Raw genomic sequence first — 19,977 nt, 5'->3', positions numbered from 1 at the left:
ATGACAAATTGATGAAAGTGCTGAGTTTGTTAAGCGGGATCAAAAAAGCCAGCGTGATACACGCTGGCTTTTGGAACTTTATCTTAAGCAGGAATTATTCTGCTTTCTCAGTGGTTTGGTATTCAAACGCAGGGACAACTACTTCAACACGACGGTTCATTTGACGACCTTGACGTGTTTCGTTGCTTGCTACTGGGTTAGCTTCACCCATGCCTTTCACTGTCATACGCTCAGCCGCAATACCTTTTGCTTGGAACTCGTCAGCAACGGCTTTCGCACGTTTTTCTGTGAGTTGCTTGTTGTAAGCAGCAGAACCTGTCGTATCGCTGTAACCCGTGATCTCAACTTGAGCTTGTGGGTAAGTATTCATCAAATCAACGGTACCAGAAAGGTTCGACGCGTCTTTCACTTCTGCACTTTCTAAGTCGAATTGTACTGTCGCTGTTGTTTGAGCAGGGTAAACGTGATCTACAATGCGGGTTGCAGGACGTGCTTCTACCACCTCTTCAACGGCTTTTTCTTGAACGACTGGCTCAGAACCAAACTTGTAGTTGAAACCGATACCGAAGAAATCTGAATCCATGTCTTCAATTACGTCATCAGACATATCTTGGTAGCGTTGGTATTCAGCACGTAGGCTCCAGTTGTAGTTGATTTGGTATTCAGCACCCAGAGAGCCAGTTGGTACGAAATCTTTCTCGTCACCAGCCATCATGTATGCAGCACCAACTTTCGCGAATAGATTCCAAGAATCCGTTAGTGGTAGGTTGAACTTAGGAGCTAGAGTTAGTGCCCATAGGTCACCGTCAACTGTGTTTAGGCCAGGCTTTTTGAAGTTTGCAGTGAAGTCACCAAGGTAATCAACACCATACTCTGCTGCAACGTACTTGTTGAAGCTGTAGCCTAAGTGCATAGATGCTGCAAAACTGTCGTCGTCACAAGGTTCGTTTAGGTAACACGCATCGTTTAGAGAGTTGTAACCTATTTTACCGCCCATGTAAGTGTCAGCAAGTGCAACGTTTGAGATCACACCACCAGCAAGTACAGTAGCCACTGCTATAGCGATTTTTTTCATTATTCTTTTCCTTTTTCTTGTACACAAAGCAACACATCGCGGCAGCATACTGCCGTAAAATATGAAGCCGTAACTTTCTCTTTTCTTCGAATAGAAATAGCTAAATAGCGTAGGAAAGAATCAAAAATGATATTCAAACGCCAATGACGTAAAACGGAAAAAGGTAACCTCAAGACCATCTATTCATGAGCTTCATCCGCATACCCAACCGAAAAATAAAGTTCGTTGCGTTGGTTTAGCCATAGTCAATTCGTTGCGGAGAATATCACAAAGAAGCCAACTTTCTGTGACGCAAATCACCATAAAAAGCCACTTTCTCAAATTTAAGAATCATCATTTAAGCTTGTGAATGGCAACAAATTTTTACAGGGGAGCGTGGATATGGAGAGCACAAAAAAACAGCTCATTTAAAATGAGCTGTTTTCGAAATAATGAAAAAGCGTTAACTCGTCGCGCTAAATTTTATCCGCTACGGTTAACGTTGCAGCTAATACATCTTGTCCAAACAAGACACTACGCTCAGGAGACCAACCGTAAAGTGGATCTGGGTGATTGTTGTTATCTTTAAATGGCATTTCGATTGTGTAAGACAAGCATTTGAACTGCTCTGCAACCCAATTTGAACCCACAGTCAAATTCGCTTTACCACGCTCATCTTTATCGTAACCAATCTCATCTTGGAACTCTGGCGTAATAGTCAATAACGCTTGCTTAAATGATGCCTCTAAAGCGGCAAGATTTTCATCGTAAGAAGGAATACCTTCTGAGCCAGCGACGAAGTTATACGGAATCGCTTCATCGCCATGGATATCTAAAAACATGTCAACACCCGTTTCCAGCATGCGCTGACGCACAAGGTAGACTTCTGGGCTCTTTTCCATTGATGGCGTTTGCCATTCACGATTTAGGTTTACACCTACTGCGTTGGTACGCAAGTGACCGCGAATACCACCGTCTGGGTTCATATTTGGTACGACGTAAAGCACCGCTTTTTCAAGCAATGCACGCGCAACCGTGTCGTTTTCATCTAACAGACGTTGGATCATACCTTCCATGAACCATTCCGCCATTGTCTCACCTGGGTGCTGACGTGCAATCATCCAGATTTTCTTTTTGCCTTCTTCTGGCTCACCGAAAGTAAGCAAGCTCATGTCATTGCCATCTAGCGTATGACCAAGCGTCTCTAGTTGGCAGTGGTGCGCGCTTTGTGCCATGTGTAACAAGTCTAAATGACGATCGTACGTGTATGGCGCAAAGTACGCGAAGTAAATTGAGCTGCGCTCAGGGATTACAGTGAAAGTCAGCGTGTCGCCATCGAACTCTGCCGGTAGTCGGAACCATTCTTCACGATCGTAAGACGCAACCACATCGTAACCTTGCCATCCTTCTGGATAAGCCGATTTAGCCAAATCAAGCAATTTGATGGTGTGTGATTGCTCGACTTCTGTCTCAAGACGGAAGTGGAACCACTGGTAGAATTCCGACATATTGTCGTTAGGAATTTTGAGTTGGATGTCGTTTTTGTCGTCCGCTTTCACTACGTGAATGCTGCCGCTATCGAAGTTGCTGAATACTTTCATTTTATGACTCACCTTTTAAATCTGAGCTTGAAAGACAGAGGCTAACACAAGGCTTCATCGCGCCCCAATGACTTTCACTGCAAACTGTCTCGTTTGTGGCTAAAGTCTTCAGTTTAGTCAAGCTTATCCGCTTTGCCTGCTGGTCCTGCAAGTTTTGCTAGCCACTTATCCCAGATAAACGGCGTTTTCTCGTTATCTTCTGCTTCCTCTTTTCGACGTACCGCGTTGCGCACTATCATAGCCCCGGTCCAGCGAAGCGGTTCTGGTGGGAAACACCCCAACGGTCCTTTGGCTAAACCACTGTTCGTCCACTCGTTATCGATTCCCAATATCAATGAAGATAGGATCTTTCCGCCCATGCGAGTCTGCGCTACACCATTGCCTGAATAACCAAATCCGTAAAAGATATTGCTCTGTTTATCTAGATCGCCGAAAAAAGGGAAACCAGTAGCAGAACGATCAGAGCCCCCCGTCCATGAATAAGCAAACTCCTCGCCTCTCAAACGAGGAAACAACTTATCGAACGACTTACGCAGTAGACCTTGGTAGCGTGTTGGCTTGTTAAACATTGCGTCAACTTGGTTATTGAAAGAAAACTGATTGCCGCCTTTCCCCAACATCAAACGGCCATCTGGCGTATCTCGGTAATAGTGTACAAAAATACGAGAATCCAACACACTAGAACCTGCCTGCCAACCAGATTGAGGTAGTGCGTCACCAAGCGGCTTGGTGATCACCATGTCGGAAGAGACCACCACGATACTGTTTTTAAACTGTTTAAACTGCTCCACCATCCATGCGTTCAATGCCAACACCACCTGCTGCGCTTGAACATTTCCTTTAGGTGTACAGACAGTGGCAGGTTTTCCATAATCTAGACGCGTCATCGGCGTATTCTCATAGATTTCAACATCCAACTCCATTGCGACGCGTCTTAATCCTCTCGCCAATAAAGCAGGTTGAACGCTGGCTGCAACTGGAGAGTGAAAGCCTTCTATATTGCGCGGCGATCCCGCATTGGCACGCAGTTCCTCCACCGAGCAACGACGCCAACTGTTCACTTCTAATCGCTTTAACTCGTCCACAACTGGCTGCATTCCCCCAGTTTGAGCCTGATTGGTTGCAGTGTAATAAACCCCTTTCAACGATAATTGCGCATCGATGTTGTGCTGCTGACAAAAGTCGTCAATCTCTAGCACTGCTTGTTCCGACTCTTTTACCAACCAAGCAGCATGTTCTTCACCGAATAACCGTTTCAATGTCGGAAACTTGGTAGACCAAGTCAGCATACAACCGCCGTTTGCGCCCGATGCACCACTGCCACAAAGGCCTTTTTCAATCACGACTACCTTTTTTTCCGGAGATTGCTGCTTAATCATAATCGCGGTCCAAAGTCCGGTGTATCCGCCACCAACAATCGCAACGTCAGTATTAATGTTCTGCTGTAACGGTTGTGGCGTTTCTGGTTGCTCAGCTTCAATTACCTGCTTGAACCAATATGAATGATGTGTCATCGGGTATCCTCGTTAGTGCGTTACATCCATTTCCGCAAACACTTTACAAACGATGATGACAATCAACGAGCAAGAAAATCTAACGCTGAGCGATAGAAAATGTTGCACTGAGAGTGTGCGAATTTTCGCTTCCAACAAAAACAAAATGGGGAGCTCGTGGCTCCCCAAAACAAACAGCAAAAATATTAGTGGTAAACAATTCGAGTCCGTCTTACTGGTTAATATTTACCGGTATCACGCATGCGGTACTCGTATTGAACATTGAGAATAGGCTGGTAAACAACTTGCCCGTCACTTTGCAAGAACTCATTTACCATGACTTTTGAGTCAGTGATAGAAAACGATTGGCGATCAACATACGTTGTAAGGCTCGTAAACTCATCACGGAGTTGTCCAGATGATTTATTTTGGTAGCTTTGGATCATGTCTCGGCCCATTTCATAAGCCGCTTGTTTGCTATCCATTACGTCGCCATGGATAGTTTCGGTATCGTTTGTCCACTGATAACCACCAGCAAGAGCCATAGAAGGTGCAGCAATCAGAGCAATCGTACTTGCTAAAGTTGTTAAGCGTTTCATAAACCTCTCCTTACTTACCTTTACATCGGGCCAAAATTGGCTCGATACTTATAAGGTACGTATAAAGACCTAAAACACGTCAAAACAATTTCAAATAATGTTCAATTTTCGTTCAACTTATTTCACATTAACTTAGCAACTCAACGTCATATTCAGCCGACATTCGCATTTTCTTTCTTTTGAACAATGGGTTTCAACCTGACACTTCCTTACCAAACCATACAATACCTAAGGTCAATTTTCTCTTAGAATTCCAGCAAAAGAACAGTGTTCAAAACCTTACACAAACGTCGGACACAGCAAAAACCACCTCTTTTCAGTCGTGCTTTGCATTCCTCCTTTTCGGGTTCTTCGCTGCTCGTCCGTCGGTTCTTAATTGTCGCTATTGAGCACAAGTTAATCTGGAGTGAAAATGACCGCGAACAAATCCATTTTTTACCATAGCAAATCGATTTACTCAGATGATTATGCTGATGTCTACAAGCCAATTTGGACCTACAGAGCTAAGTTCATCTTACGTGCGCTTTATTACAAACGTGCGTTTAAGCACCTTTCAGACAATATTGAATCGTCATTGTTAGAGTTGCTTTGTACACGTACGCATCGATTTTTAGAGAAGCCGTTTCGTCCGTATATCATCAAAAACAACTCAGCGTTCGATCGTTCTAACTTGGTGGTTGATCACTATAAAACGATTTCAGAACTGTTTTCTAAACAAACAATCGAAGAAATCTACACAGACTCGAAAGGCCTAACATTAGCCTCTTTTGAAATTGACGAAATACTGTACTCGGTGAGATTAGTATACGAAGCACGTTATCAAAAAGAAGGCGATATGAGCCTAGTGCTGCACAGCGCTGAAGATGGCAACTTCTACACGCTCTCTTTTACGCTCGGTCACATCGAATCTGGACGCAGCATTATGATTGGCGGCTTACAAGGACCGCGAAGCAGTGAAGAAAACAACGCGAAAATTAAAAAGCTAACTCGTAAGCTTTACGGACAGAGACCAAAAAGCTTGATGGTGAGCTTGCTCACTTTGCTCGCACAAATTTGGGAAGTGAACACGATTCTAGCAGTGAAAACGCAGTCCCATACTTACGCAGCTAAGCGCTACAGCAAAGGGCGAATCAAAACGGATTACGATGCACTCTGGCAAGAATTGGGCGGCACCGAATACAATCGTCATTTTTACTCAATTGATGTAAATGCACCCCGTCGAGATATCGAAGGCATGTCGCGCTCTAAGCGTTCGATGTATCGTCGCCGTTATGAATGGCTAGACAACACCAAGGTCACTTTCGAACAAATATTAAAAGGCGAGCAAGCTAAAAGCTAAGGAGAAGCGTTCATGCGTTATTCATTCATTACTGCTTTAGTGCTGTCGGCTTTTTCTTTGTCAGCCAATGCAGAAACCAGTGAGCACATCATAGGTACAAACATTGGCTATGGCGATGTGAACTACGATGCTCCGACAAGCAAAGAATCAGGCGACATGTTCTTAGGTGAAATATATTACCGCTACATGCCAACACATAACTTTGGTATCGAAGCAGGTTATAAAGGCGCGTTTGACGGTATCGGCTCGATACTCGTGAGTCCGATTTCAGAAGTCACCGATACGAGCTTCTCCGGACCTCGCTTGAGTGGCTATGCTAGCTATCCTCTGGGTTCAGGTTTCGAACTGTACGGCAAGGCAGGTGTCACTCTCTACACTCTCGAATACACTTATAAAGTGAACGGTCAGAGCAAGAACATCGAACACTCAAGTGTCGGAGGTGAAGCGGCTGGCGGTATCGGCTGGAGCTATAAACACTTTGGTTTGAATGCAGAATATGTGTACTCAAAAAACAGCGATTTTGACTCTAGCGGCGTGATGTTTGGTGCGCAACTGCGTTTTTAAACAAGGCTTACAAGTTAATACAAAAGGCAGCGAGAGGCTCATTCGCTGCCTTTTTTCGTGAATATAGGTCAATACGCAAGCGCGAGAATGATCCCCGCCACGATAGAAGTAACGCCAAGCCCTCGGGTGAGATACCATTTCTCAGACAGAAACCAAATCCCCATAAACAACCCAAACACAATGCTGATTTGCCTTAGTGCCACCACCAAACTCACGTTATCCGTCATAGTCATCGCAAACAGCACCAAGCCGTAGGTGGATGCCATCATTATCCCTGCCATACTAGCTGTTTTGCGGATCTGCCACGCTGTCTTAATCTCATCTGGCTTGCCCGTAACTAAGCACCACACAAGAGCAGGAATACCAATTGCCCAAAACTGCACGCCCAAGTAGAAGATTGCACTGTACTGATCATTCAAGATCTCTGACGCTTGCCTTGTGAGTAAACTCAGCGCTTCTTTATCGACCACCGAGTAACCCGTTGTGCCTATTGCGGCAATCAATGCCCAGAACACACCAACATTCAAATAAGAGCTCAGCGTCATCTGACGAAAGTTCGTCAGTGGTACCAGGATACAACCAAGAGTAATCAGCAAGAATCCAAGCCACTGCTGACTGGATAATTCATGCCCCAATGCCACACTGATTGCGCCGACCATCATCACTGGCAGTGCCCGAGCAATGGGATAAACCACACCCACGTCTGTGTGCTTATAAGCGACAATCAAACCAACCAGATAAACCATTTGTGAAATGCCGCTAATGAACAGCAACCCCCAAAACTCACTCGGTAATGATGTCCAGCCAATGGTTGCCAAATACCAAATCAAATAAGGGGTAAGAATGAAACATGCAGAAAAGCTAGCCGCCATAGTAAACGCGAGTCCAGAGCCTGAGTTGCTTTTACCAAGGATATTCCAACCCGCATGGAGAACAGCAGAAAAAACGACGAGACCAATCGCCAACAAATCCATTTCAATGTTCCTGTCTGAATAAAATAAAGGCCCCGAGATGGAGCCTTAGATGATGAGAAAATCCACTTAGCGATTGAGTTCCGCCAGAGATTCAATGCTGATGGCATCGTGTCGCCAATACTCGATATCGCAATCAATCAATTCACCGTGCTGATTGTAGTTGATGCGCTCCACTACCATCGCTGGCGTACCGGCTGTCGCGCGCAATGCTTGAGCCATTTCACCCAACAAAGTGCTGGTTGAAATGCGGTAGCGAATCTTTTGATACGTCACACCATAATTATCGCGATAAATATCCGTCAGTGAATTTGATAAATCGTAGTCCAGCAGGTTCGGAAACAGCTCTGGGCGAATGTAGTTTGTTACGAATACCACAGGTCTATCTTCAAGGTATCGCACACGGTCGACTCGATACACATCCGAGAAAGGCTGCAAGTCCAGCAAACGCGCCGCTTGTTTGTTTGCCAACGTCCCTTTTGCTGCAACCAACTCCGTTTTTGGCACACGATTTTGCGCTTTCGCCATGTTCGGGAAGTTTAGCGTTTGGGTTGGGTCGTAACGCAATGGCTCAGGTGAGATAAACCAGCCTCGGCGATCTTCGCGATAGATTCGACCTTCCGCTTCTAGCAGTGATAAAGCTTCACGCAGAGTGACGCGTGTAGTATCGAACGACTCCGCCAACTTACGCTCTGCTGGCAGCTTTTGACGCGGCGATAGCATGCCCGCTTCAATCTGTTCAACAATCGAATCTTTAATTTTTACGTATTGCACGAAGTGTCCTTATCTTTTGCGCCAAGCTTGTGTGCGATTTTCTAACAATTTACCCAAAGTCATCTGAACAATCTTCGCAATTGCGGCAGCAATCATGATCATGACAGCCATTGCCGCTGCAGCGCCAGTTTGACCTGCATCGTCCATATTCAGAATCGAGACCGAAGCCGGAATCGTATCGGTTGAGTAAAGGAATACTACCGCAGAAGTGGTGGTCAATGCATTAACAAACAAGTAAGTCGCAATGTCCAAAATCGCAGGTAAACACACAGGTAATGTCACTTTAAAGAACAACTTGTATTGAGGAAACTTCACCGATGCCGCCGTGGCTTCAATCTCCGATGGCAACTGCTTTAGCGCTGTCAGGGCGGTCATGTGACCCACCGTGTAGTAATGCACTACCGTATTAATCACCAAGAATGCCATGGTGCCATAAAGTACGTTCAGAGGATTGTTCGCATCGTTGAAGTAAAAGATGTAACCCAAGCCAAGCACCATACCCGGAACTGCCATTGGCACCACGCTAAGCATTTGCATCACCTGACGAATTGGACCAAACGCACGCCCTTTCTCAATGCAGTAAGCACCGACAAAGATAATGGCTGTACCGATCACTGCCGTCCAGCCTGCCAGCGTTAGCGAGTTGAAGAATGGGCTCCAACCGTAGGTGCTCATTTCAGCAAAGTTGTAGTTGTTTAGCGTCAGCGCTTTGTTCCAAGGCCAAAACGTAACTAACGAGCCATACACCGCCATGCCAAGCACAGCCAACACTGCGATAGAAATGATGCTGCAGTAAACCAAACAAATGCTGTCGCGCGCTTTGTTGGGTTCTGGCTGATATGGCACCGAGCGAGTGTCGAATAAGCTCTTCTGTTTTTTCTGTACCCAACGGTCTGCGCCGAACGCCATTACCGCGGGGAATAACAGCATAATGCTTGTTACCGCACCCATGGCAAAGTTTTGTTGTCCCACAACTTGCTTGAAGATGTCAGTAGCCAGAACGTTGTAGCTTCCACCAATCACTTTCGGCACACCAAAGTCCGTAATAACTAGCGTAAAGACGACGATAAGCGTACTGATCAAACCGTATTTCGCCGCAGGTAACGTCACCATAAAGAAGGTTTTGATGGGCGATGTTTTAAGTGCGCGGGCTGCTTCATACAAGCGAGCATCTGAAGTGCGCAGCGAAGTAGTCAAAATCATCAATGCATGAGGGAAGGTCCAGAAAATCAAACCCATCGAGATACCAATCACGCCGTAAATCGAGTTTCCTAACAGCATCTCTTTGGCAATGCCTTGATTACCGAAAAGGAAAATCAAACTGATCGCCGGCAACAACGAAGGCGCAAGGATTGGCGCAGTACCTAAGATTTGGAACAAACCTTTAAACGGCATGCATGAACGAGTCAGCGCGTAGGCATAACCAAACGCAAGTACACCCACCACCGAGGTTACAATCACGCCCAAAGTGAAGGTGTTTCCCACCGACACCCACAAGCTTGAAGAGGAAAAGTACGTCGCAAAGTTTGCCAATCCAACAAATTCGCCATTGGCATTTTGCACACTCTTGGTCAACATTGCCCAAAGCGGCATTAAGATGAACAGCACCATCATGGTCGACAAACCAGCGAGCAAACCAAACAACACAAGGTTGTCGCGGCTGACACGTCCGAGTAGGGATTTTGCTTTGTCTTGTGTGGTCAGGCTATTCATCGTCATTGTCTTCGCATCCATGTTTACACCTACGCTGCTAGCGCTTTATCAACCGAGGGCACGGCGTAACCATGCAGCCCTTCTTCAGCAAACTGGATGTAACGTACATCGCCCGCCTTGATATTGAATTTTTGAACCGTTTCCACAGGAACATCCACGACGATGGTTTTCGTTGAGCTGTCGTTTTGCAATACGCAATCAATGCGGAAAAACGCCCCCAGAAACTCGGTTGCGGTAACTCGCACAGGTAAAGAGTTGGTGTAGTTTTCAACGAACTTGATGCTTTCAGGGCGCACCGCAAGGTCGAAGCGGTCACCACGTTGGATCTTACGATTAGTCAAGCTTGGCGCTGGCATCAAGGTTTCGGCAATGCGCACTTGGGAGTCCGTTGCTACTGAGGTTTCAATAAAGTTCATGCTGCCGACAAACTCAGCGACAAAGCGCGTGGCTGGTTGCTGGTAGATCTCTTGAGGTGTGCCAACTTGCTCAATCACTCCATGGTTCATTACCACGATACGATCTGCCATCGACAACGCTTCGTCCTGATCGTGCGTAACCATGATGGTGGTAATGCCAAGCTTGCGTTGCAGCTTACAAATCTCGTCACGTAAGTGAACACGTACTTTTGCATCCAGCGCTGACAGCGGCTCATCAAGTAACAGTAGACCCGGAGACAACGCTAATGCGCGAGCGAGTGCCACACGCTGCTGTTGACCACCAGAAAGTTGATTAGGGAATTTCTCGCCAGAGGTTGGAAGACCAATGGTTTCTAGCCAGCAATCCACCTTCTCTAACGCTTCTTTGGTCGACATACCTTGGTTTTTCAAACCCACCGCAATGTTCTCTTGCACAGTTAGGTTCGGAAACAGCGCATAAGATTGGAATACGATGCCGAAATCGCGCTTCTCTGGTGGTAGGAATGTGGTCTCTTGACCGTTTTGAAAAATCGCACCAGACGTTGGCAAGTCTAAACCTGCAATAGCACGCAATAGAGTGGTTTTACCGCAGCCAGAAGGACCAAGAAAACAAACGAACTCGCCCTTTTCAATCGCTAGCGAGATTTTCTTTAATGCAGTGAACTGTCCGAATTGCTTCACTACATTTTCGATATTTAGGTAATGTTGGTTAGTTGACATAACACACGCTCCAGATGGTATATACCAACTTTAGTTTTGGAGTGTTACGTTCCAATGACAAATTTATAGCCAGAAGATGACAAATAGATGAAGGGAAGCGAAGTTTGTTTACGTGACAATTAGAGATTCCCGACTCGCTCCTTCGTCACTCTCGAGAATGACGTGATGAGTGTGGATTACAAATTCTGAAATCACATTCGCGGCTTAGAACGACAAGTTTTGACCTTCACTCCATATACTTAAGATCGTCATTCCGGACGAGCCTAAGCGAGCCATCCGGAATCTCTTACAAGTACTATATTCTGAGATTCCCGACTCACTCCTTCGTCACTCTCGAGAATGACGTTGTGAATGCGGATAGAAGCTCCCAACTTTCTTAAGTCCGTCATTCCAGCGAACCTAGGTGAGACTAGGAATCTACTTGCAGCAAACTCTGAAATAGAAAGAGAAAACAAAAAACCCACCTCAACCGAGGTGGATTTCAGCATTCAACTCAAAGCAAATTCAATTAAGATTTTGGCTCTGATTTCGCGTCAAACTTCTCAGACCATGCAGCTAGAATCTCTGCACGCTTGCTACCCATTTGCGCGAAGTCCATCTTCGCCATGTTCTCTTGAACGTTCGGGAAGTTAGACACAGTCGCTTTCACTTCTTTATGTGCAACCACCGGATACATTTCTACGTAAAGCTCGTTTGCCGCTTTAGAGATTGACCAGTCGACAACGCGCTTCGCTGCATCCGACTCTTTTACTAGACCAACGGCTTCTGATTCCCAGCCGATGCCTTTTGGTGTGATAACCGCTAGTGGTGCACCTTGTGTTTTCAGCTTCGCGCCGCGGCTCGCCATCGAGATACCGATAGCCACTTCACCCATCCCCGCTTGAACACATGGCTTAGAACCCGAGTGCGTGTAGTGTGCAATGTTCCTGTCTAGGTCACGCATGTAGTTCCATGCCTGATCTTCACCCATGTTTTGTAGCCAAGCAGAAACCTGCATGTAGCCAGTGCCTGAAGAAGCTGGGTTCGGCATTGCAATGTGACCTTTGTAAACCGGCTTCGTTAGGTCTTCCCAAGACGTTGGTTTCGGTAGGTTAAGTTGTTTCGCTACCGCTTCGTTGAAACAAACTGCGTTAAAGAACGCATCGTTACCAAACCAAGCTTGGTTTGATTGAGGGTCGTTTAGATTCGCGTGCAGCTCTTCCAAACCTTTTGGTGTGTAAGGCTTAAGAAGACCTTCATCTTTAAGCAGTGCCATTGACGAGCCAGCCAGACCCCAAACCACTTCCGCTTGAGGGTTGTTCTTTTCTGCAAGCAATTTCGCCGTCATGATACCGGTTGAATCGCGAACCCACTTAATCTTGATATCTGGGTTATCTTTCTCAAACGCAGACTTGTATTTCGCAAGAATGTCAGTTTCGAAAGCGGTGTAAACCGTGACTTCCTGTGCTGCCATTGCATTCGTAGCTAGCAGAGAGACAAGTGCAGCCAGCGATCCTTTCATCAAACGGTTTTTCATCATTTTCTCCAGTTAATTTGGCTAATTTTTTATTTGGTCTGTACCAGTTGACGATATACACCCTACTGAGCCTTTGTGACGAAATTATGACCATTAAATGGCAGTTTTACGAAAATTTGCGATGAATAATCGTTCAATTGTTCCGCAATTTTCTGGATATTAAAGTTTTATGAAATTGGATATTCGCCTATTTACTGCCCTTTTCTTCCTCGCTAGAGTGAACTTAAAACTTGGTGTAGACCAATTAGCCTATTCTGATGGAAATCGAGATGAAAAACGAATACCTACTACTGACTCCAGGTCCTCTATCTACTTCTGAAACGGTACGTGAAGCCATGCTAAAAGACTGGTGTACTTGGGATGATGAATACAACAAAGACATTGTAGAAGTGATCCGCACTAAGCTTGTAAAACTGGCGACGGAGCAAGACGGCTATACCAGCGTACTAATGCAAGGTAGCGGCACCGCATCAGTAGAAGCGACAATTGGCAGCGCCATTGGCAAAGATGGAAAGTTGTTGGTTGTCAACAACGGTGCTTACGGTGCACGTATCGCTCAGATCGCTGATTACCTAAATATTCCATGCCATGTAGTTTCCCCAGGCGAAACATCACAGCCACACTTGAACGAGGTGGAAACTGCATTGGCATCGGATCCTGCGATCACACACGTGGCGATTGTTCACTGTGAGACAACCACTGGCATGCTTAACCCAATTGAGGCATTTGCTTCTGCGGCGAAAGCAAACGGCAAAGTGGTGATTCTCGATGCCATGTCGAGCTTTGGTGGCATTCCTATCGATATCGCAGAGCTAGGCATCGATTTTATGATCAGCTCTGCAAACAAATGTATTCAAGGCGTGCCGGGCTTTGGCTTTGTGATTGCAAAACAAACTGAGCTCGAAAAGTGCCAAGGTCAGGCTCGTTCTTTGAGCCTTGATCTTTACGACCAGTGGCACTGCATGGAAGTGAACCACGGTAAATGGCGTTTTACGTCTCCAACGCACACGGTTCGCGCTTTCTACCAAGCATTGTTAGAGCTGGAACAAGAAGGCGGCATTGAGGCTCGTCATAACCGTTACCAAACTAACCAGAAAACACTGGTTGCAGGTATGCGTTCTTTGGGGTTTGAGCCACTACTGAATGATGACCTTCACTCGCCAATCATCACTTCTTTCTACTCTCCGACGCACAGTGATTACCAATTCAAAGCGTTCTACACACGTTTGAAAGAGCAGGGCTTCGTGATTTATCCGGGTAAGGTGTCGAACGCAGATTGCTTCCGTATCGGCAACATTGGCGAAGTTTACCCAGCAGATATCGAGCGCTTAATCGGTGCAATTGAAAAAGCAATGTACTGGCAAGTTGCGTAAAGCAGCCTTCTGATTGAGAAAGCGTTATGACTCAGAATATCAAACCGACCCATTTCCGCAGCGAAGGCGATGTCAACACAACACCAGCGCGCCAAGCTTGGAATGCATCGATGGACGACGAAAGCACGCAAGCATTATTGAAGCGTGATTCGGAGGTCTTTCTTCATCAAGCCATGTCGACGCCTTGCTTAGATACCTTGGAAGCAGCAGAAGGCATCTACATCCAAGATGCCACCGGCAAAAAGTACATGGACTTTCATGGCAATAACGTCCATCAGCTAGGCTATGGTCATCCGCATGTGATTAACCGTGTGCAAGAGCAAATTGCCAAACTGCCGTTTTCACCACGTCGTTTTACCAATGAAACTGCGATTGAATGTGCCGAAAAACTCACCCAAATCTGTGGCGGCGAATTGAATCGCGTGCTGTTTGCTCCGGGTGGCACATCTGCGGTTGGCATGGCACTTAAACTAGCGCGCCACATCACGGGCAACTACAAGGTGGTGTCTCTGTGGGATTCCTTCCACGGCGCATCGTTGGATGCCATCTCAGTGGGCGGCGAAGCGTGTTTCCGCCAAGGTATGGGACCATTAATGGCAGGTGTTGAGCGAATCCCACCAGCCGTATCTTACCGTGGTGCTTTCCCAGTCGCGGACGGCAGCGATGTGCATTACGCCGATTACCTCGAATACGTGATTGAGAAAGAAGGTGGCGTGGGCGCGTTTATCGCAGAAGCAGTTCGTAATACCGACGTACAAGTGCCGAGTAAAGCCTATTGGAAACGCATCCGCGAAATCTGTGACAAACAAAATGTCATGCTGATCATCGACGACATCCCTAACGGCATGGGTCGCAGTGGTGAATGGTTTACCTACCAAGCCTACGACATCGAGCCAGATATGCTCTGCATCGGTAAAGGCTTGGGTGGTGGCTTAGTGCCTATCGCAGCCATGGTGACCAAAGACAAATACAACACTGCTGAGCAGATCTCCATGGGCCATTACACTCATGAGAAAAGCCCTATCGGTTGTGCAGCGGCACTGGCAACCATGGAAGCTATTGAGCAAGACGGTTTGCTAGATAAAGCCAAAGCCGACAGCCAGTTCATGCGTGAAAAGTTGCTAGAGATGAAAGCCAAGTACCCAGTGATTGGCGATGTTCGTGGCATCGGCATGTTATGGGGCATTGAACTGGTCACTGACCACGAAAGCAAAGCACGCGCGTATGACGAAGCGGAAGCTGTGCTGTACCAATGCCTCAACAACGGAGTGAGCTTCAAGGTATCGCAAGGTAACGTGATTCAGCTCAGCCCACCGCTGATCATTACTCGCGAACAACTAACCGAAGCGTTGGCGATATTCGAAGAAGCCATCGCCAAAGTATGCAAAGACTTTAACTACTTCTAACCTCAACAAAAACCAATTTATCCTGAGCGCAGTTCCAACGTGTAGGCAGCGCTCTGGCAAGCAAGAAAAAGGATTGAACATGAGCAACTCACCAATTCAAGCAGTGATCTTTGACTGGGCTGGCACTATCGTCGATTTCGGCTCTTTTGCGCCAACCAGTATCTTTGTGGAAGCGTTCAAACAAGGTTTTGATTTTGAAATCGACCTTAAAGAAGCACGTGAACCAATGGGGCTTGGTAAGTGGGATCACATCCAAGCTGTGGGTCGTATTCCTGCTGTTGATAAGCGTTGGAATAAGAAGTTTGGTCGCTCAATGACCAGCGAAGACATCGACGCTATCTACGCAGCATTCATGCCTCTGCAAAAAGCAAAAGTGGCTGACCACGCAGACCCCATCCTTAATGCGATTAAAGTTGTGAACGGTCTGAAAGACAAAAGCATCAAGATCGGTTCTTGTTCTGGTTACCCTCGTGAAGTGATGGACGTATTGATTCCAGTGGCGGCGGATTACGGCTACAAACCGGATTACGTAGTAGCAACAGATGACCTGCCTCAAGGTGGTCGCCCAGCACCATTTATGGCACTGAAAAACGTGATTGAGCTGAATGTAACCGACGTTAAAGCGTGTATCAAAGTGGATGACGCAGCACCGGGCATTGATGAAGGTCACAACGCCGGTATGTGGACCGTTGGCTTGCTGCTTTCTGGTAACGAAGCAGGTCTGACGTTTGAAGAATACCAAGCTGCGGACGAAGCAACGCTTAATGCCGCTCGTGAAAAAGCGCGTGCAAAATTGCTCAAGAGCTCGCCGCACTACCTCATCGACACCATTGCTGACTTCCCAGAAGTGGTTGCAGATATCGAACGTCGCCTAGCAGCAGGTGAGCGTCCGTAGTCGAGAATCACTGTTCTCACGTATAAAAAAACCTCTCAGCATTGAGAGGTTTTTTGTATCGCGTTTTAGTATCTAACCAAATCAAATTAGTTGATCGCAGTGCTCGCTCGGCGTTTTAGCTTAAAGCCCATATCCGTTGCATGCTCTACAGGCTCACCTTTAATGGCTTGCAGTAACTTGTCTGCAGCTTTCGTCCCCATGCGTTCGTAGTCGAATTCCGCACAGGTCAAACTTGGATAGGCGTGCTCACCCATGGAAGAACCTTCCAAACAGATAATCGCAATGTCGGTCGGGACTTTCAGCACTCGGCGGTGACACTCAAACAACGCGCCAATCGCAATCTCTTCATGGCTACATACCAAAGCATTCAAACTTGAATCGCGCAGCAATAGCTTTGCCAACCCTTCCGCACCCAATTGTGAAGATGGTGCTTCGTGCGTGGTTAAGAAATGATCCGGCGCAAGATAGTTCTCAATCATCGCGCTTTGCCAGCCGTGTAGCTTACGTTGCAAAGTGGAGTGATCGCCGCGCGCACCAATGAAGCCCACGTTCTTGAAGCCTTGTTCAATCACATGTTTGGTACAGGCTTTACCCACCTCAAAATGGTCAACGCCGATATTGAGATAACTGGCTTTCGAACTTAACTCTGCAATTTCCAATACAGGAGTGTTCGAAGCTTCCAAAAGCTGATTAGTACGTTGGCTGTGTTCATTACCAAACAACACCACTCCAGCTGGACGGCTCTCAAGAAATGTCGAAAGCAGTTTCTCTTCTTGTTCTACCGAGTAGTCGCTGTAACCAAGCAGCAACTGGTAACCCGCTTTGTTCAACGCTTGTTGAAAGCTCGGTAAGAAAAGTGCGCACGCTTTTTCAAACAGGGAAGGAATGATAAGAGCGATAGAGTAACTTTCAGCAGACGCCAAAGCCCCTGCCGCTTTATTCGGGATATAGCCGAGCTCATCAACCACTTGTTGAATCTTTTCTCTCAGCTTGTCAGATACTAGCTCGGGCGTTCGTAATGCTCGCGACACCGTCATGGTGCCTACGCCGGCTTTTTTAGCGACGTCCGCCAAGGTGACATTGCCAGTACTTCTTCGTTTGCGAGGTTCGCTCATTGTTCTTATTTAGTGTTCTCTATTTTCTGCCGCGACATCTTACCACAGCGTTTTAGTGGTTTTGATATTAGCGCATTAGAAGTCGATCACAAGCATATGAAACTCGGATGACTGATAAAAATGGTAGCGCTATCACAAATTATGATAGCGCTATCAGATAGCGCTACCATTTGTGATCATTCTCAGGTTTTTCTGACAAATTGATCGATAAAGTACCCATCAACAAAACAACAAACCGGAAAGATCCAATGCTACGTGAACTGATTACCTCTGATGTGATTCGCATCCATTCTGATGCTACTGACTGGAAAGATGCGGTGAGCAAATCCTGTGAAGCACTGATTGAAAATGGCGCGATTGAGCCAAGCTACGTGGACGCTATTTACCGCTCACACGAAGAGCTCGGTCCTTACTACGTGGTAGGTCCTGGTATGGCAATGCCACACGCTCGCCCTGAAGATGGCGTTAACCGTTTGTCTCTTGCAATCACAGTGATTCAAAGCGGCGTGAACTTCGATTCTGAAGGTAACGATCCAGTAAAAATGCTGGTTACGCTAGCCGCGACAGACAGTAACTCGCACGTGGATGCGATTTCTAAACTGGCAGAGTTGTTTATGAATGAAGAGCATGTAGAAGCCATCTGCTCCGCTCAAAACACACAAGATGTTCTCGCGATCATCGAAAAATACTAACTCCTGATGTGCCCTTCAAAATGGGCATACACCCCTATAAAAAGAAAAGGTCTGAATTATGAAAATTATGGTTGTTTGCGGTCACGGTCTTGGTACTAGCCTAATGATGGAAATGAGCATCAAAGGCATCGTGAAAGAATTGAATGTAAACGCAGAAGTGGATCATATCGATCTAGGTTCTGCAAAAGGTACGGATTGTGACATCTTTATCGGTACTAACGACATCGTTGAACAGTTGAACGCACTTGGCGTTGAACCTCGCATCGTTGCGCTTGATAACATGGTCGACAAAGTGGCAATGAAAGAGCGTCTATCTGTAGCACTTCAAGAGCTTGGCGCTCTATAAGGTGGCGTTATGGAATTTTTCAGTTTCTTAATGAACGATGTCCTATCAGAGCCGGCGGTTCTGGTAGGTCTTATCGCCCTAATCGGCTTAATTGCCCAGAAAAAACCGGTCACCGAGTGCATTAAAGGTACAGTAAAAACCATTCTTGGTTTCATCGTGCTTGGCGCGGGGGCGGGTCTGGTTGTGACTTCTCTGGGTGACTTTGCGACGATTTTCCAACACGCGTTCGGCATCACAGGCGTGGTTCCAAACAACGAAGCTATCGTCTCTATCGCGCAAGAAGCGTTTGGTAAAGAGATGGCGATGATCATGTTCTTCGGTATGTTAGTGAACATCTTGATCGCTCGCTTCACGCCATGGAAATTCATCTTCCTAACGGGTCACCACACACTATTTATGTCGATGATGGTAGCGGCGATCCTTGCTTCTAGCGGCATGAAAGGCGTTCCACTGATCGCACTTGGCTCTCTGGTTGTGGGCTCTGTGATGGTGTTCTTCCCTGCGATTGCTCATAAGTACATGAAGCAAGTAACAGGTTCTGACGACGTTGCGATTGGTCACTTCTCTACCCTTTCTTACGTACTAGCGGGCTTTATTGGCAGCAAGTTCGGTAACAAAGAACACTCTACTGAAGAGATGAACGTACCTAAGAGCTTGTTGTTCCTACGTGATACGCCAGTAGCAATCTCGTTCACCATGGGCATCATCTTTATGGTGACGTGTATCTTCGCTGGCGGTGACTTTGTACGCGAAGTCAGCGGTGGTAAACACTGGTTCATGTTCGCGCTGATGCAATCCATCACATTCGCCGGTGGTGTGTACGTTATCCTTCAAGGTGTACGTATGGTTATCGCAGAAATCGTTCCAGCGTTTAAAGGTATCTCAGACAAACTAGTACCAAACGCAAAACCTGCGCTTGATTGTCCGGTTGTATTCCCATACGCACCAAACGCGGTATTGGTTGGCTTCCTATCGAGTTTTGCAGCAGGTCTTTTGGGTATGTTCCTACTTTACGTGATGGGTCTTACTGTGATTATCCCTGGTGTCGTTCCACACTTCTTCGTGGGTGCAGCAGCAGGTGTATTTGGTAACGCTACAGGTGGTCGTCGCGGTGCAATCTTGGGTGCTTTTGCACAAGGTCTACTGATTACCTTCCTACCAGTATTCCTAATGCCGGTACTGGGTGACCTAGGTTTTGCTAACACAACCTTTAGTGACGCAGACTTCGGCGCTGTTGGTATCCTACTGGGTCTGATTGTTCGCTAAGTGGTTAGTCTGAATATGACTAGCTGATAACTGACTTGATTGATGCGCGAATAGGCTCACCGGCATCAATCCTCAAGAATCTCTAGTCATAGCAAACGACGAACTTTAGAAGAAAGCAATCGTA

General features: G+C 46.5%; 18 protein-coding genes. 8 read left to right on the top strand and 10 right to left on the bottom strand.

Translation table 11 applies throughout. The annotated features are described in order from the left end of the window. Positions 1 to 94: 94 nt before the first annotated feature. The 4 genes from R8N46_RS04490 to R8N46_RS04475 form a co-directional block, all read right to left on the bottom strand. Entirely contained in the window at positions 95 to 1,075 is a 981-nt protein-coding gene (locus R8N46_RS04490; RefSeq protein WP_065275126.1) for an OmpA family protein, read from the bottom strand. A 455-nt stretch (positions 1,076 to 1,530) separates the two neighbouring features. Further along, positions 1,531 to 2,655: a M14-type cytosolic carboxypeptidase gene (locus R8N46_RS04485; RefSeq protein WP_115386472.1), complete on the bottom strand. Its 1,125-nt coding sequence runs from the start codon at positions 2,653 to 2,655 to the stop codon at positions 1,531 to 1,533. A 113-nt stretch (positions 2,656 to 2,768) separates the two neighbouring features. After that, positions 2,769 to 4,169, bottom strand: a complete 1,401-nt coding sequence (locus tag R8N46_RS04480; RefSeq protein ID WP_213972261.1) for an FAD-dependent oxidoreductase — start codon at positions 4,167 to 4,169, stop codon at positions 2,769 to 2,771. Positions 4,170 to 4,387: 218 nt separating this feature from the next. Further along, positions 4,388 to 4,747, bottom strand: a complete 360-nt coding sequence (locus tag R8N46_RS04475; RefSeq protein ID WP_017819758.1) for a DUF3316 domain-containing protein — start codon at positions 4,745 to 4,747, stop codon at positions 4,388 to 4,390. Positions 4,748 to 5,159: 412 nt separating this feature from the next. Between R8N46_RS04475 and R8N46_RS04470 the strand changes: the two genes are divergently transcribed. Together R8N46_RS04470 and R8N46_RS04465 are read left to right on the top strand one after the other, a co-directional pair. Further along, positions 5,160 to 6,086, top strand: coding sequence for a VirK/YbjX family protein (locus R8N46_RS04470; RefSeq protein WP_005374042.1), 927 nt, complete (start codon positions 5,160 to 5,162; stop codon positions 6,084 to 6,086). Positions 6,087 to 6,098: 12 nt separating this feature from the next. Further along, on the top strand, positions 6,099 to 6,650 hold the full coding sequence (locus tag R8N46_RS04465; protein WP_005374044.1) for an outer membrane beta-barrel protein: 552 nt from the start codon (positions 6,099 to 6,101) through the stop codon (positions 6,648 to 6,650). Between the two features lie 68 nt (positions 6,651 to 6,718). Here the strand turns inward: R8N46_RS04465 and R8N46_RS04460 are convergent, their stop codons facing one another. From R8N46_RS04460 to R8N46_RS04440, 5 genes are all read right to left on the bottom strand, one after another. Continuing rightward, positions 6,719 to 7,624, bottom strand: a complete 906-nt coding sequence (locus tag R8N46_RS04460; RefSeq protein WP_213972262.1) for an EamA family transporter — start codon at positions 7,622 to 7,624, stop codon at positions 6,719 to 6,721. Between the two features lie 66 nt (positions 7,625 to 7,690). Then, a complete protein-coding gene (phnR, locus tag R8N46_RS04455) occupies positions 7,691 to 8,395 on the bottom strand; it encodes a phosphonate utilization transcriptional regulator PhnR (protein WP_213972263.1) in 705 nt (234 codons plus the stop codon). Between the two features lie 9 nt (positions 8,396 to 8,404). Then, a complete protein-coding gene (locus R8N46_RS04450) occupies positions 8,405 to 10,129 on the bottom strand; it encodes a putative 2-aminoethylphosphonate ABC transporter permease subunit (RefSeq protein ID WP_213972264.1) in 1,725 nt (574 codons plus the stop codon). An 8-nt stretch (positions 10,130 to 10,137) separates the two neighbouring features. Next, on the bottom strand, positions 10,138 to 11,244 hold the full coding sequence (locus R8N46_RS04445) for a putative 2-aminoethylphosphonate ABC transporter ATP-binding protein (RefSeq protein ID WP_213972265.1): 1,107 nt from the start codon (positions 11,242 to 11,244) through the stop codon (positions 10,138 to 10,140). 508 nt (positions 11,245 to 11,752) lie between these two features. Beyond that, a complete protein-coding gene (locus tag R8N46_RS04440; protein WP_213972266.1) occupies positions 11,753 to 12,763 on the bottom strand; it encodes a putative 2-aminoethylphosphonate ABC transporter substrate-binding protein in 1,011 nt (336 codons plus the stop codon). A gap of 266 nt (positions 12,764 to 13,029) precedes the next feature. Between R8N46_RS04440 and phnW the strand changes: the two genes are divergently transcribed. From phnW to phnX, 3 genes are all read left to right on the top strand, one after another. Then, positions 13,030 to 14,133, top strand: a complete 1,104-nt coding sequence (phnW, locus tag R8N46_RS04435) for a 2-aminoethylphosphonate--pyruvate transaminase (protein ID WP_213972267.1) — start codon at positions 13,030 to 13,032, stop codon at positions 14,131 to 14,133. Between the two features lie 26 nt (positions 14,134 to 14,159). Then, positions 14,160 to 15,539 carry an aspartate aminotransferase family protein gene (locus R8N46_RS04430; RefSeq protein WP_213972268.1) on the top strand — a complete coding sequence of 460 codons (1,380 nt, stop codon included), beginning with the start codon at positions 14,160 to 14,162 and terminating at the stop codon, positions 15,537 to 15,539. A gap of 79 nt (positions 15,540 to 15,618) precedes the next feature. Continuing rightward, entirely contained in the window at positions 15,619 to 16,434 is an 816-nt protein-coding gene (gene phnX / locus R8N46_RS04425) for a phosphonoacetaldehyde hydrolase (RefSeq protein WP_186585510.1), read from the top strand. An 86-nt stretch (positions 16,435 to 16,520) separates the two neighbouring features. On the opposite strand, the gene R8N46_RS04420 is transcribed toward phnX, so the two are convergent. After that, the gene (locus R8N46_RS04420; protein ID WP_005442357.1) at positions 16,521 to 17,549 is read right to left on the bottom strand and encodes a LacI family DNA-binding transcriptional regulator; all 1,029 of its coding nucleotides are present in this window, start codon (positions 17,547 to 17,549) and stop codon (positions 16,521 to 16,523) included. Positions 17,550 to 17,797: 248 nt separating this feature from the next. Here R8N46_RS04420 and R8N46_RS04415 point away from each other — a divergent pair, with 248 nt between their 5' ends. Genes R8N46_RS04415 through R8N46_RS04405 form a run of 3 tightly spaced genes read left to right on the top strand, consistent with a single transcriptional unit; the run spans position 17,798 to position 19,853 of the window. Continuing rightward, positions 17,798 to 18,241 carry a PTS sugar transporter subunit IIA gene (locus R8N46_RS04415; protein ID WP_005445412.1) on the top strand — a complete coding sequence of 148 codons (444 nt, stop codon included), beginning with the start codon at positions 17,798 to 17,800 and terminating at the stop codon, positions 18,239 to 18,241. A 58-nt stretch (positions 18,242 to 18,299) separates the two neighbouring features. After that, complete coding sequence (locus R8N46_RS04410; RefSeq protein WP_005374080.1) at positions 18,300 to 18,587, top strand: PTS sugar transporter subunit IIB; 288 nt, start codon at positions 18,300 to 18,302, stop codon at positions 18,585 to 18,587. A gap of 9 nt (positions 18,588 to 18,596) precedes the next feature. After that, positions 18,597 to 19,853: a PTS ascorbate transporter subunit IIC gene (locus R8N46_RS04405; protein ID WP_005384349.1), complete on the top strand. Its 1,257-nt coding sequence runs from the start codon at positions 18,597 to 18,599 to the stop codon at positions 19,851 to 19,853. Positions 19,854 to 19,977: the final 124 nt, after the last annotated feature.

It is taken from the genome of Vibrio sp. 1874, from assembly GCF_033344395.1.
Classification (GTDB): Bacteria; Pseudomonadota; Gammaproteobacteria; order Enterobacterales; family Vibrionaceae; genus Vibrio; species Vibrio alginolyticus.
The sequence above is the reverse complement of the archived record's forward strand: the minus strand, read 5'-3'. Positions and strand labels throughout refer to the sequence as shown.

Coding starts and splice junctions, on each gene's coding strand:
- R8N46_RS04490 (WP_065275126.1), bottom strand. CDS start 1,075: ATGAAAAAAATCGCTATAGCAGTGGCTACTGTACTTGCTGGTGGTGTG.
- R8N46_RS04485 (WP_115386472.1), bottom strand. CDS start 2,655: ATGAAAGTATTCAGCAACTTCGATAGCGGCAGCATTCACGTAGTGAAA.
- R8N46_RS04480 (WP_213972261.1), bottom strand. CDS start 4,169: ATGACACATCATTCATATTGGTTCAAGCAGGTAATTGAAGCTGAGCAA.
- R8N46_RS04475 (WP_017819758.1), bottom strand. CDS start 4,747: ATGAAACGCTTAACAACTTTAGCAAGTACGATTGCTCTGATTGCTGCA.
- R8N46_RS04470 (WP_005374042.1), top strand. CDS start 5,160: ATGACCGCGAACAAATCCATTTTTTACCATAGCAAATCGATTTACTCA.
- R8N46_RS04465 (WP_005374044.1), top strand. CDS start 6,099: ATGCGTTATTCATTCATTACTGCTTTAGTGCTGTCGGCTTTTTCTTTG.
- R8N46_RS04460 (WP_213972262.1), bottom strand. CDS start 7,624: ATGGATTTGTTGGCGATTGGTCTCGTCGTTTTTTCTGCTGTTCTCCAT.
- R8N46_RS04450 (WP_213972264.1), bottom strand. CDS start 10,129: ATGGATGCGAAGACAATGACGATGAATAGCCTGACCACACAAGACAAA.
- R8N46_RS04445 (WP_213972265.1), bottom strand. CDS start 11,244: ATGTCAACTAACCAACATTACCTAAATATCGAAAATGTAGTGAAGCAA.
- R8N46_RS04440 (WP_213972266.1), bottom strand. CDS start 12,763: ATGATGAAAAACCGTTTGATGAAAGGATCGCTGGCTGCACTTGTCTCT.
- phnW (WP_213972267.1), top strand. CDS start 13,030: ATGAAAAACGAATACCTACTACTGACTCCAGGTCCTCTATCTACTTCT.
- R8N46_RS04430 (WP_213972268.1), top strand. CDS start 14,160: ATGACTCAGAATATCAAACCGACCCATTTCCGCAGCGAAGGCGATGTC.
- phnX (WP_186585510.1), top strand. CDS start 15,619: ATGAGCAACTCACCAATTCAAGCAGTGATCTTTGACTGGGCTGGCACT.
- R8N46_RS04420 (WP_005442357.1), bottom strand. CDS start 17,549: ATGAGCGAACCTCGCAAACGAAGAAGTACTGGCAATGTCACCTTGGCG.
- R8N46_RS04415 (WP_005445412.1), top strand. CDS start 17,798: ATGCTACGTGAACTGATTACCTCTGATGTGATTCGCATCCATTCTGAT.
- R8N46_RS04410 (WP_005374080.1), top strand. CDS start 18,300: ATGAAAATTATGGTTGTTTGCGGTCACGGTCTTGGTACTAGCCTAATG.
- R8N46_RS04405 (WP_005384349.1), top strand. CDS start 18,597: ATGGAATTTTTCAGTTTCTTAATGAACGATGTCCTATCAGAGCCGGCG.